The sequence below is a fragment of the Citrifermentans bemidjiense Bem genome (assembly GCF_000020725.1).
GTDB classification, from domain to species: Bacteria; Desulfobacterota; Desulfuromonadia; order Geobacterales; family Geobacteraceae; genus Geomonas; species Geomonas bemidjiensis.
Window position 1 is genome coordinate 4,181,509 of sequence record NC_011146.1, and the last position, 12,183, is coordinate 4,193,691.

Genomic DNA, 12,183 nt, shown 5'->3' on the forward strand with positions numbered 1-12,183 from the left:
GAAGACCCCTAGACGGCGTCCAGCAGGTTCCCCCAGTTGTCTTTCATGGTGATGCGGTGCAAGGCGTTGAGACCGGTGACCTCGTAGACGATTTTTTCCGTCTCTTCAGCCGACAGGCCCACCTTGGGGCGCACGCCCATCCAGTGGGTCGCGGTCCCGGAAGGGGACTCCAGCGGGCGGGGCAGAGGCGGACCGGGCTTATACCTTCTGTCGACGAAGATAGCGGCCTCGTACTGCTTGCCGTGCTTTACCAGGCAGATCTCCAGCAAAGCGCCCGTATTCTGCAGGACCCTGTCAATGATTACTTCCTGAACCTCCATATCTGCCGGCATCTCCGTGTATTCGCTCATGGCCTCTCTCCGTTTTTCATCCCTGGGGACGGATGTTCTTTATTGCGTTCTCTTCGGACGGGGCGTCCGAGACTTTAGGACTTTCAACCGATGTTGTGCAAGAGATATACAGATCAACAGCTTATGCCAGGCGCAGCCTGACCACCAGGGGGAGGTGGTCGGAGGCAGCGCCGGTTAGCTTGGTGCGGGGGATCAGCTCCTCTTCCACCACGAGATCGGGGGAGACGAAAATGTGGTCGAACCGCACCATGGGGAGCTTGCTCGGGAAGGTGAAATGGTTGTGCCCGAACTTGAGCTTCTCCTGTTCGTCCATGAGCGCGTTCTTGAGCTGCTTGTGGATGGTGGAACTCGGCAATGTGTTGAAATCCCCGCAAAGGGCGACCGGCGGGCGGCAGTCAGGATGCGAGAGCCATTCGGGACCGGTCAGCACCTTTACCTGGGAATTCCGCTCCTGGGGTGTCAGTCCCAGGTGGACGTTCACCACCTGCAGCTTCTGTCCGAAGAGGTCGACCTCGACCCAGAGCACGCCCCGCGGCACCACGGTGCGGTACCGGTTCTGCGGGTGCAGCCCGCCGGCCTGGACCAGCCGCATCGGAAAGCGGCTCAACACCACCTTCCCCCAGCGCTCCCTTTCCAGGAAAAAATGCCGTCCCCCAGTCTCCAGGAGTGCAAGCTCATGCACCAGGTTCTGGCAGGCCCCGCCGACCTCCGGGCGCACCCTGGCGCCGGGGAGTTCCTGCAGGCAGACGATGTCGGGTTGATAGGTATGGATGACTTCGGCTATGCGGGGGGCGGAGGAGTGCCGGTCGTTGCCGATCAGCCGGTGCACGTTGTAGGTCATGATGGTGAAGGAGCGGTCTTCGTCGGACATGGCGCACCTGCGGGCGTGGGTTGGCTGCGCTTTACCATTAGAGGGCGCTCAAGATTATACACATTTTCCAAAAGGGGGACAGGCTACTTTTTGATTTCAAAAAGTAGCCTGTCCCCTTTTTCAGTCGCTGCTGCCGGCAGCGTTGAAACGGTCGATCTCGTTTTGCAGCACAGCTATCTCCCCTGAAAGCGCCGACATGGTCTCGCCCAGGACCTTTACCGCGCCGAGGTTACTCTCGTTGGCGGATCTTATGTTCTCCACCGCCGGGAGCACCAGGTCCGCGCCGCGGCTTTGCTCGTCGCACGCCGTTTGGATGTGGCGGATCATGTTGGAGATCCTCTCGGTAGTTTCCGCGATGAAGTTGCCGACGTTGCTCTGCTCGCGGGTGGTGTCCTTCACCTGTTCGGTAAGGTCCTTCATCCTCTCTACCGCGCCAAGGACCAGGCTGCTTCCCTCCGCCTGTTCGCGGGTCGAGTCGGCAATCTGCCGCACCATCGCCGTCACCCGTTCGGTGGTGTCGCGGATCATCATGCTCCCTTTGGCCTGTTCCGCGGTGGCGCGTGCGATCCCATTCACCTGCTCCGTTGCCTGCTGGACGCCTTGCACGATCTTTTCCAGCGCCTCGCCCGACTTCCTGGACAGGGCCTCTCCCTCGGCAATGTTCTGCTCGGCCTGTCCGATGGCGGCAACGGCGCGTTCCGTTTCCTCCAGGACCCCATGGATCACCTCGCCGATCTTGCGGGTCGAAGCGCTGGTGCGGTCGGCAAGCTGCTTGATCTCTCCAGCCACGACCGCGAATCCCTTGCCGTGCTCGCCCGCCTGTGCCGCTATGATGGCTGCGTTGAGCGCCAGGAGGTTGGTCTGAGCCGCCACGTCGTCGATGACCGAGAGGATGGTTCCAATGTCGCCTGCGCGCTGGGAAAGGTTGGTAATGACCTCCGAGGTGATGGCAGAGGACGCTTTGATGGCGTTGATGCCGAGGATGGTGGAGTCGACGGCGCTCTTGCCGACCACGGCGTCATTTTTCACCGCTTCGGAGATGTTCACCGTGTTCAGCGCGTTCTTCTCCACCTCCTTGATGGAGCTGTCCATCTCCATGATGGCAGAGGAGTTGACGCTCGCCTCGGCCATGAGGAGGTCGGCGTAGAGGCCCACATCCGTGATGGAGGCGGCCATCTGCACGATGGCGGACCCAACCTCGCCTACCGACCGGGCCAGCGCCTCCGCGTTCAGGGCAACCTCCTCCACGCTCGACGCCATCTCCAGGACGGAGGACGAGCTCTCGGTCGCCGACTGCGACAACCCCTCCACCGCCTCGGCCACCCCCTTGATGGAGTAGGTGATCTGGGTCATGGCGGAGGAGGTCTCGTCCACCGAGGCCGACTGCTGCTCCACGCCGCCCATCACCGTGCCGGAGACCTGGACCAGGTTCGCCGAGACCCGCGCCAGTTCCCCGCTGGAGTGATGCACCTGCTGCACCATCTCCGAAAGCTTCCCGGTCATGGTGTTGAAGTCGGCGGCCAAGGCGCCGATCTCGTCTTCGGTGTCGATCTCGATCCTGCGGGTGAGGTCCCAGGTGGTGGTGACGGAGACGATGTGCTCCCTGATCATCCGGAAGAGGTTGAGGCTTTTCCTGAGGGAAAGGTAGAGCAGCAAAGCGGCGGCGATGACGATCAGCAGGAATATCCCGACCTGCGCGGCGACCCGTTTCCACAAGGAGGCGAACTGCGGGGTGATCTCCTTGTGCGACAAGAGCACCCCGACTGTCGCCCCCGAGGCATCCTTGAGCGGCCCGACGGCAACCAGATACTTCCCCCCCTTGTAGGAGACGAGTTTAAGTTGCGGTCCCTTGAGCCCGCTCTGCATCTCGGGGAGCGATTCGGCGGCAAGTCCGAGTGCGACCTCTTTCTGCGTGGGGTAGAGAATCCTGAAGGAGCCGACCTGCGCGCTTTGCAGTTCCGTCTTGTTGCTCTTCAGGAAGCTGTCGGTCAAAAAGACGCTCACCTCGTTGCCGGTGATCTGCTTCATCTGCTGGAAGACGTGATCGATCTCTTCGGCGACTTCGATGTATCCGATCGCCTTTGCCTGGTAGGAAACCGGCCGCACGCTGCGCAGCGAAAAGATGTTCTTCCCCATCTCCAGGCCGCTCGCGGTCTGCCCGGTCGACTGCGCCTTGAGGAAGGTCTCGCACTTCAAGATGTCGCCATCCTGCTCGGGCTTGTGCACACGCAGGAGCACCTTGCCGTCGGGCTCGATGAAGTACATGTGGGTGATGTTGTTGCGCTGCCGGATCTCGTTAAAGACCGGCTGGGCCGCGGCGAGGAGGGCGCTCTTGTTTCCGGCGGCGAAGGGGGCCAGAAGGGAGTCGAGTTTGTCGAGCCCGGCGTGAGCCCTGGCCAGTCCCTCGGCGTCCCCTCTCAGGATCGCCTCGAAAAGCCGCCCGTTCTTGGAGGCTTGATCCTTGAGCCCCTCCTGCATCTGCTGTTTCTGGTGCTCATAGGCGAAGACGCCGAGGATGGCGATGCTGGCGAGACAGAGGCTAAGGACGGTGAAGATGATGCGTTTCTTTATCGACCACTCGGCAAGCATCATGGACTCCTGAAGTTGAGACATGATTCTGCAGTGTACGGATTTATATCCCATATCGGCAAAAGATAAAAGAAGTAAAGCTGATAGCTTGCACCTGGATGTTTGGCTCGATCTGCAGCACGCGCCGGGCTCGGTGCGCGCATAAGGACGCAGCCGTTTTCTTGACTTGGCCGCGCCGTAACATTACCTTTGAACAGGCTTGCCTATGCGAAGCCGCAAGGCGGAGGTAACGGAAAAGGAGGTCAGGATGAACACCAAGAAAGTGAGTTTTCCCAATTCGCGCGGGGAGCAGTTGGCCGCACGGCTGGAGTTGCCCGATGACGAACAGCCGATTGCCTACGCCATCTTCGCCCACTGCTTTACCTGCACCAAAAACCTGAAGGCCGTGGTCAACATCACCCGCGCCATGAGCAGCAAGCGCATCGCCGTGCTCCGCTTCGATTTCACCGGGCTGGGGGAGAGCGAGGGGGACTTCTCCCGGACCACCTTTTCCTCGGAGCTGAGCGACCTGGTCTCCGCGGCGCGTTTTTTGGAGCAGGAGTACGCCGCGCCGAAAATACTGGTCGGGCACTCGCTGGGGGGGGCGGCGGTGTTGGCTGCCGCGGGCGAAATCCCTTCGGCGCAGGGGATCGCCACCATAGCAGCCCCCTTCACCCCTGCGCACCTGAGGCAACTGCTGGGGGAATCCGCGCAGCAGATCGAACGCGAGGGGGAGGCCACGGTGCACTTGGGGGGAAGCGACTTCACCATCAGGAAGAGCCTCCTCGACGATCTGGAGGCCCACCGCCCCGAGGAGTTCCTGGACCGTCTCGAAGCGGCGATCCTGGTGATGCACTCGCCGGCAGACAGGATAGTGGGGATCGATAACGCCTCCAGGATCTTCGAGGCGGCAAGGTTCCCCAAGAGCTTCATCTCGCTGGGCGAGGCCGACCACCTCCTCACCGATCCCGCCGACTCCCGCTATGCCGGCGAAGTCATCGCCACCTGGGCCTCGCGTTACCTTCCCCCCGCGGAAAATGCGCAGGCGGTGCAGCGGCGCGAGCCGGCTGACAACCGGCTCACCGCCCGCACCGCAGCACAGGGTTTCCGCACCGAAATATTCGCCAACGGCTTCAGCATGGTGGCGGACGAACCGCTGCAGTACGGCGGGAGCAACGAGGGCCCCTCCCCTTACGAATACGTCATGGCAGGGCTCGGCGCCTGCACCACGATGACGCTGCAGATGTACGCCCGCCAGAAGGGGTGGCCTTTGCGGGACGCGCTGGTTCGCCTGTCCCACCACAAGATCCACGCCGAGGACTGCCGGGAATGCGAAACCAGGGAGGGACGCATCGACATGTTCAGCCGCGAGATCGAGCTCTTCGGGGAGCTCGACGAGTCGCAGAGGCAAAGGCTACTGGAGATCGCCGAGAAATGCCCGGTGCATCGCACCCTTTCCGGGGAGATCCGCATCGACACCAGGCTGCGGGAGAACGGTTGATATTTTTGGCTCAAGTTGCCGCGTGTCGCGCCGATAAATAATCTACGGGAGGATAGGCCATGGAGGTAAGTCAGATAGCAAGCATGCAGATCGCAGGCGCTGCCGCCTTAGCCCAGCAGACCGTATCGATGGCGTTGATGAAGACCGCGGCGGAGGCCCAGATGCAGATGGCGAACATCGTCGCCCAGCAGGCGGCGGCGGTGAACCAGCAGCAGGGTTTCTCCGTCTATGCCTGAAGTCCCAGCAGCTCCAGCGGCTGGAAGCTCCAACGGAAAGCGGGCCGGGGATTTCTCCCCGGCCCGCCGTCGTTTTACCTCTAGGCTACTTCTTGCAGCAGCTCCCCCCTTCGCAGCCGCAGCATCCCTTTTTCTTCCAGAGAGTCCGATAAAGGATGTAAAGCGCGCCCGCCACGATGACCGTCGCAATGATGATATCCGCAATTCCCATGTCAGCCTCCAAACCCCAGGAAGCTCCCCCCCTGGTAGATGATAAGTGCCGCCGACCAGGCCAGCATTGTCTGATACACGAGCCCCACGACCGCCCATTTCCAGGTGCCGAACTCCTGGCGCATCGCCGCGATCGCCACCACGCACGGCATGTAGAGCAGGACGAAGACCATGAAGGCATAGGAGGACAGAGGAGTAAAAACCCCCTGTAGCGCGTGTCTCAGCGAAGAACGGTCCTTCTCCTTCTCCTCCGGCACCGGCAGGTAGAACAGTGTCTTCACGGCCTTGTTGCAGGCGGCTCCAAAGGAAACTGCAATCTCCTTCAGGTCCTCCTTCAGGGTCGGCACCTCCCCTTTCTCGTCCTTCTGCGGCGCGTAGATTTCGCCCATGGTGCCAACGACGATCTCTTTGGCAATGACCCCGGAGATCAGGGACGAGGCCGCCTCCCAGTTGCCAAAGCCCAGGGGCTGGAACACCGGCGCCACCACCGCGCCCGCCTGACCAAGATAGGAATCGCGCTTGTGCTGCACCCCCCAGGGGAGGTTCAAAAGAAACCAGACCAGGATGGAGACGGCGAAGATGTAGGTGCCGGCCTTGAACAGGAAGTGCTTTCCCTTCTCCCAGGTGTGCACGCAGAGGCTGCTGAAAGAGGGCATCCGGTAGGGAGGCAGCTCCATGATGAACATGGGCGCTTCGCCGCGAAAGAGCGTCCTCTTGAAGAGGAGCCCCATCAGCACGGCGAGCAGAATCCCCATCACGTAGAGCGACCAGATAACGGTGCTCGAGTTGTTCGGGAAGAAGGCAGACACGAAGACGACATACACCGGCAGGCGCGCGCCGCACGACATGAGCGGTACCAAAAGAGCGGTCAGCACCTTGTCCTTGGGGTTCTCCAGGGTCCGGGTGGCGTAGATCCCAGGCACGTTGCAACCAAAGCCGAGCAGCATCGGTATGAAGGACTTCCCGTGCAGGCCGATGGAATGCATGGTGCGGTCCATGACGAAGGCGGCCCGGGCCATGTAGCCGCTCCCTTCGAGGAAGGTGATGAAGAACATCATGGCGAAAATGACCGGGACGAACACCAGCACCGACCCCACGCCGGCTATGACCCCGTCGTTCACGAGCGATACGGTCCAATCCGGCGCTCCCAGCGGCAGCAAAAGCGCCGACGCCCACCTTTTGAATGGGCCTTCGGTCATGGCGCCAATCCATCCCCCGAAGGGGGCGGAGAGATCGAAGGTCAGCTTGAACAGAAGCCACATGGCGCCCAGGAAGATGGGGATGCCCAGGAAGCGGTTCAGCACTATCCGGTCGATCTTCTCGGTCAGCTCCGTCTGCCTGAGCTCCGGCTTTTGCAGCACCTCGCGGGTGAGCCCGGAGGCGAGCGAATAACGGGCGTCGGCCATGATCGATTCCATGTCGTCGCCGTGGGCCTTTTTCAGGTGATGCAGCGCCTGGTCCAGGAAATCGAGACGGTCGAGCTTCATCTGCTCCAGGACGTGGCTGTCCTCTTCCATCAGCTTCAGCAAAAGCCAGCGCTGCGGGTAGCGCCCCAAAAGGGGCAAGTTGCGGTGGCGCAGCTCGTCCGCCACCTGCTCCGCCGCAGCCTCGATGTCCTCGCCGTAGGTAAGCTTCCTCGGCATATGCCCGGCCAGGTCGTCCGCCGCGGCCAGCACCGACTTGAAGAGTTCATCGAGGCCGGTTTTCTTGGTGGCCGAGGTGGGGACCACGGCTACGCCCAGCATCTTCTCGATCCCCTCGACATCGATCTCATACCCTTTCGCCTGCGCCTCGTCGTAGATGTTGAGCGCCATCACCACCGGGATTCCCAGTTCCAGAAGCTGGACGGTGAGGTAAAGGTTGCGCTCCAGGTTGGTGGCGTCGACCACGTTGACGATCAGGTCGGGACGCTCGTTGACCAGGTAGTCACGCGCCACGATCTCCTCCTGGGTGTAGGGGGAGAGCGAGTAGGTGCCGGGGAGATCGACCAGCCTGATCTTCCTGCCGGCGTAGTCGAGCTGGGCCTCCTTTTTCTCAACCGTGACCCCGGCCCAGTTGCCGACGTGGAGCCTGGTCCCGGCGATGGCGTTGATAAGGGTCGACTTCCCGGAGTTGGGGTTTCCCGCAACGGCCACGGTGATGACCCGATCCTGCGCCGGCTGCTGCGCCGCGGCGAGGTTCCCCTCCGTCTCCTCCAGGCTTTCCTTGCATTTCAATTGCGTGCTCACCCTGCCACCTCCACCGCGATGCCTTCCGCTTCCTTCTTGCGCAGCGACAGGCTGTAACTTTTGATGTTGACCTCGATCGGATCCCCCATCGGGGCCACTTTGAGCACCTTCACCTCTTCGCCCACCAGCACCCCCATGTCCATGAGGCGCCGCTTCAGGGGCCCGATGGACCCGATGGCGGTGATCTTCCCTTTTTCCCCCGGCTTCAGTTTTGCCAGATTCATCGCACTACCTCCTCACCATGATTTTCATTGCCATGCGCCTGGCGATGGCGATTCTCGATTCGTCCACCCTGAGCAGGACCGTGCCGCCGCCGTTTTTCAGCATCTCCACGCTTCTTCCCACCCGGATTCCCATGTCCTCCACCCGGATCGCCGTCTTTTCCAGCTCGCCTCGCGCCACGGAACCTTCCGTCTTGCCCAAAAGGATCTCTACTATCTCGCCGCTTTCGCCTGCACCTAAAATTCCGAGTGGTATCATGAGATGCTCCTTTCTCTAATTTTAATATTCATTTTCACACGGTAGACAAAAGGACGGGCAGGGAGTTCCCTGCCCTTTTCGATCAGAAGCTGATCCGGGCGCGCAGCGCCAGCGCCAGCACGTCGTCGTTGCCGCGCACGCCGGCCGGGTGGACCAGGTACTGCGCCACCGGCGCGATCTCGATCTGGTCGTTTACCTTGAACTTGTAGTAGACCTCGGTCAGCTTCTCCTGGGTATCGGCGATGGAGCTGTGCGCCTTGATCTGGCCGTAGGCTACGCCGAGAACGTCGTTCTTCCTGGAGGGGAAAAGCCCGACGTACTGCCCGCCGGCGCTCCAGGCCTGCTGGACCTCGTAGACATCCTTGTCGCGCTGGCCGTAGCGGGCGAAGAGGGTCAGCTTGTCGGTCAGCTGCTGGTCGAGGCTCGCGCCGAAGTTCCAGGCGTTTTTCTGCTCCAACTTGCCGGCGACTGCTCCGTCCAAGGCCGCATAGAGACGGTAGTTCCCTTCCAGATTCCCTGCCTTCACCTTGTAATCGAGTTCCGCGATGCCAAAGCCGTGGCTGAAGATGTCGGCTGAGTCGGAGCTGTCTTCGCTGCCCGCATCGCCGCTGCCATAGCCAAGGCCTACGACGAGGGAATCGGTCAGTTTCGCGGCCACCCTTGCGCCGGGCCCGTTAGCAGGGAAAGGGAGCACGGCGGAGTGGACGAAGGCGCCGGCCAGGAACTGCCCGGTCTCGTCGTTGGCGACCGCGTTGGAATCGAAGTAGTTGGAAAGGTCGACCTTGCCGGCGGTCAGCACCATCCGGTCGTCGAAGGCCGAATGCTCGACCCACGCCTCGCGGAATCTGACCCGGTCGCCGGTGGATCCGGCCAGGCCGTTCAGGCCCGAGAACGAGTTCATGCGAGCGGTCTTGTCGATCCCTTCGCCGCCGGTCGCTTCGAGGTCGAGGACGGCGATGGTGTTCTCCCCCACCTTGAAGTTGAAGACCAGATCGGCGCGTCCCACGGTATCGGCGTGATCTTTGGGGCTGTGGCCGACGGTCCCCTGGAGCACGCCGACCATGCCGCCGCTAAGGGAGATGTTCTTGGTGAGCGCGGTGAACCTGGTGCCCAGGTCCTGGTAACGGGACTCGAAGGTCCTGGTACCGACCAGCAGCATCTCGGCGCGCAGTTCCTCCTTCAGGTCCGCGAGCAGCAGCAGGTCTTCCCTGTCCACGGCCTGGTTCCCCTCCTTCACCGCTTTTTCCGCCATTTTCTCGGTCAAAAGCTGCACCGCCAGCGCGACATCGATCCGGCTGCAGTCGTGCTGCTTTCCCTCCAGGAACTCCGGAGTGAAGAGCCCCTCCACCTTGTACTTCGCTCCGAGCCGCACAATGTCCTGGCAGGCCTTGTGCTTCAGTTCCACCCTCTCCGGAACCACCAGGTCCGGATGCAGCGCGAAAGCCGCTCCGGAAGAAAGTAAAAGGCTCCCTAAAAAGAAAGCAGTTGCTACCGGAATCTTCTTGAAATTCATCTAATCCCCCTCTTCAATTGTTGCGGCTGCCATTCCTCACTCTGTAAGACAAAAGACTGTTCTATCTATTTATTGCTATGAGTATCTGCACTTCACGTATCGACTAGTTACAGCAAAACTGAAAGTTAATTTCATTCATTTGAGAAAAAAAATAATACTCCCCTTAGCGGCAGACAGCTCCGAAGCGGCATATAACTTCCGCAGACGTGTATCTGGCTTATCCTGCAGCCATCACCGCGAATCATCGCAGTAGGCTTTATAGGTCCTGCAAGTAATCAGTTAGTGTTGGAATGGCGTACCTGACAGTGGCGGCAAAGGCCCTTGAGCTCGATCTTCAGTGTCTCGATCGCGAAGCCGAGATTATGAGCAAGCCTTAGCTGTTCTTTCTCGACCGAGCTGTTTTCAAACTCGGTGACGGTGCCGCAGTCGCTGCAAACAAGATAGTCATGCCGTTCGCCCTGCCGGGCCAGCTCATAACGGGTGATCCCATCACCAAGATAGATCTCGCGGGCGAGACCGGACTCGGCAAGGAGCCTCAAGGAGCGATAAACAGTGGCATGGCCGATATAGGGATACTTCGCACGCAAGAGCAGATAAAGCTCGTCGACGTGGGTGTGCCGGCCCAGCTCGACCATCGCGTCGACCACAAGGTTGCGCTGCAAAGTCGTCTTGAGATGTTTTCTGGAAAGGAAATGGTTGAACCGCTCTTTCACCTGCTGCTTCATTTGCATAGCCGCTTGCCCCAACTGTATCGGCGTGACATTGTCACCACATTGAAAAAAACGAATATCACTTTCAATCGTACTACATAGCTTTGCACGACCAAGGTTCACTCACTGGCTTGCCCTGTCCAGACATCCAGCACCACAGCGAAGAGGTTGATTGTGCGTGCCTTTTAATAATGAAAGAGGAGTCAGTTGGTTTTGAAAGTTGAAGTCGTTTATAAAGGAGCTTCTGTGAGTTGTCAACATTTTTTTTCTAGCAAGTACGAGGACGGGTACTCTTACGGCTAACTGCTGCTACAAAAAGAAGATCTTTCCTGGGTACGCTGCACAGAGCAGCTCCAGTTTTCCTCCTGGAGAGGCATGGGCAATGACTACCTGGTCGGCAAGATCCATCATCATCTTGTTGCGTTGATAGCATTTGGATTCGCAGGGATGGGTCACACTTTCGGCGTAGCGCGAGATCACCAGCAGGCGCCCCGCTGAGATGTGCGCTCCCCATTCGGGGTCGATCCTCCCGAGCCCCTGCGCCATGGCGACGATGATCGGCTGTGTTCCCAGCAGGAGGCGGCAAAGCACCGCCTTCTCCAGGGGAGAGTGATAGCCGGAGATGACGCATCTTCCCAGTTCCCGCTGCTCGTCGGCCCACCGGCGCGCCTTCACCGCAACCCCTTGGGGAACCTTCCGGGAACAAAGGAAAGCGACCTTTTGCTGCATCAAGATTTCTTCGTTGCCGATCGAATACATCGCCGCCCCCTTTATCACCTTCCCCGCGAGCAGCCCCAAGTATAGCTGGGTTGCCGCCACCTTGCGCCTCGTACCCCCTCCCCTTTTTTAACCGGCTTCGCCTTGTTCCCTACTCTTGCCACGGGTGGTAAACTTCTGCGGCCGATTAGTCGGCGCCAATAATTCCCGGGACGCAGCGCATTCAAGCGGGCCGTGACTCGAACCGCCTCATCGGTCCGGGCAGACGGTCAAGACAGGCAACAGCCAAAAGGAGGAACAAAAATGGGAATAATCGATGACGTTACCAGCAAGGTTCGCGGCATGAGCGGCGGGGAGAATTCCGGTCTCGTCAAGGGGATCGTGGAAATGCTCTCCAACAGGGAAACCGGCGGGTTGGGAGGCATCATCCAATCGTTCCAGCAAAAGGGACTGGGGGACATCATCTCCTCGTGGATCGGCAAAGGTCCCAACGCCCCCATCTCGCCTAACCAGGTGAAGGAAGGACTGGGGAACGAACGTATGCAGCAGCTTGCAACGCAGGCAGGAACCTCTACGGACGAAACGGCCAATAAGCTGAGCAACATTTTGCCGGAGATGGTGGATAAGGCGACGCCGGAGGGGACTGTCCCCGAAGGGGGCATCCTGGACAAGGGACTTGAGTTCATCAAGAGCAGGTTCTCGTAGCACCTAGCCCCCGCGCCCCACAAGAAGGCGCGGGGGCTCCACTATCAGCCAAGACACCGATTCCACTCGTCTTTTCCGCACGTACCATCCCCCC

13 protein-coding genes are annotated in these 12,183 nt (G+C 60.3%); 3 read left to right on the forward strand and 10 right to left on the reverse strand.

Annotated elements, in window-relative coordinates; genetic code table 11:
• Positions 1-8: 8 nt before the first annotated feature.
• The 3 genes from GBEM_RS18235 to GBEM_RS18245 all read right to left on the reverse strand — a co-directional run bounded on the left by GBEM_RS18235 (position 9) and on the right by GBEM_RS18245 (position 3,834).
• The gene (locus GBEM_RS18235) at positions 9-350 is read right to left on the reverse strand and encodes a hypothetical protein (RefSeq protein ID WP_012532081.1); all 342 of its coding nucleotides are present in this window, start codon (positions 348-350) and stop codon (positions 9-11) included.
• Between the two features lie 121 nt (positions 351-471).
• Positions 472-1,221, reverse strand: a complete 750-nt coding sequence (locus GBEM_RS18240; protein WP_012532082.1) for an endonuclease/exonuclease/phosphatase family protein — start codon at positions 1,219-1,221, stop codon at positions 472-474.
• 120 nt (positions 1,222-1,341) lie between these two features.
• Positions 1,342-3,834, reverse strand: coding sequence for a methyl-accepting chemotaxis protein (locus GBEM_RS18245; RefSeq protein WP_226373893.1), 2,493 nt, complete (start codon positions 3,832-3,834; stop codon positions 1,342-1,344).
• 223 nt (positions 3,835-4,057) lie between these two features.
• Between GBEM_RS18245 and GBEM_RS18250 the strand changes: the two genes are divergently transcribed.
• Positions 4,058-5,290, forward strand: coding sequence for a bifunctional alpha/beta hydrolase/OsmC family protein (locus GBEM_RS18250; RefSeq protein WP_012532084.1), 1,233 nt, complete (start codon positions 4,058-4,060; stop codon positions 5,288-5,290).
• Between the two features lie 59 nt (positions 5,291-5,349).
• Positions 5,350-5,526, forward strand: coding sequence for a hypothetical protein (locus GBEM_RS21565; RefSeq protein WP_012532085.1), 177 nt, complete (start codon positions 5,350-5,352; stop codon positions 5,524-5,526).
• An 85-nt stretch (positions 5,527-5,611) separates the two neighbouring features.
• On the opposite strand, the gene GBEM_RS20980 is transcribed toward GBEM_RS21565, so the two are convergent.
• The 7 genes from GBEM_RS20980 to GBEM_RS18280 form a co-directional block, all read right to left on the reverse strand.
• Positions 5,612-5,737, reverse strand: coding sequence for a FeoB-associated Cys-rich membrane protein (locus GBEM_RS20980; RefSeq protein WP_012532086.1), 126 nt, complete (start codon positions 5,735-5,737; stop codon positions 5,612-5,614).
• 1 nt (position 5,738) lies between these two features.
• Positions 5,739-7,964 carry a ferrous iron transport protein B gene (gene feoB, locus GBEM_RS18255; RefSeq protein ID WP_012532087.1) on the reverse strand — a complete coding sequence of 742 codons (2,226 nt, stop codon included), beginning with the start codon at positions 7,962-7,964 and terminating at the stop codon, positions 5,739-5,741.
• Complete coding sequence (locus tag GBEM_RS18260; protein ID WP_012532088.1) at positions 7,961-8,188, reverse strand: FeoA family protein; 228 nt, start codon at positions 8,186-8,188, stop codon at positions 7,961-7,963. The genes feoB and GBEM_RS18260 overlap by 4 nt, the downstream gene beginning before the upstream one ends.
• A gap of 4 nt (positions 8,189-8,192) precedes the next feature.
• Complete coding sequence (locus tag GBEM_RS18265; RefSeq protein WP_012532089.1) at positions 8,193-8,444, reverse strand: FeoA family protein; 252 nt, start codon at positions 8,442-8,444, stop codon at positions 8,193-8,195.
• Between the two features lie 82 nt (positions 8,445-8,526).
• On the reverse strand, positions 8,527-9,957 hold the full coding sequence (locus GBEM_RS18270) for a carbohydrate porin (RefSeq protein ID WP_012532090.1): 1,431 nt from the start codon (positions 9,955-9,957) through the stop codon (positions 8,527-8,529).
• 275 nt (positions 9,958-10,232) lie between these two features.
• Positions 10,233-10,688 carry a Fur family transcriptional regulator gene (locus GBEM_RS18275; RefSeq protein WP_012532091.1) on the reverse strand — a complete coding sequence of 152 codons (456 nt, stop codon included), beginning with the start codon at positions 10,686-10,688 and terminating at the stop codon, positions 10,233-10,235.
• Between the two features lie 288 nt (positions 10,689-10,976).
• Entirely contained in the window at positions 10,977-11,486 is a 510-nt protein-coding gene (locus GBEM_RS18280) for a DNA-processing protein DprA (protein WP_226373894.1), read from the reverse strand.
• 132 nt (positions 11,487-11,618) lie between these two features.
• Here GBEM_RS18280 and GBEM_RS18285 point away from each other — a divergent pair, with 132 nt between their 5' ends.
• Positions 11,619-12,089, forward strand: coding sequence for a YidB family protein (locus tag GBEM_RS18285; protein ID WP_226373895.1), 471 nt, complete (start codon positions 11,619-11,621; stop codon positions 12,087-12,089).
• Positions 12,090-12,183 lie beyond the last annotated feature (94 nt).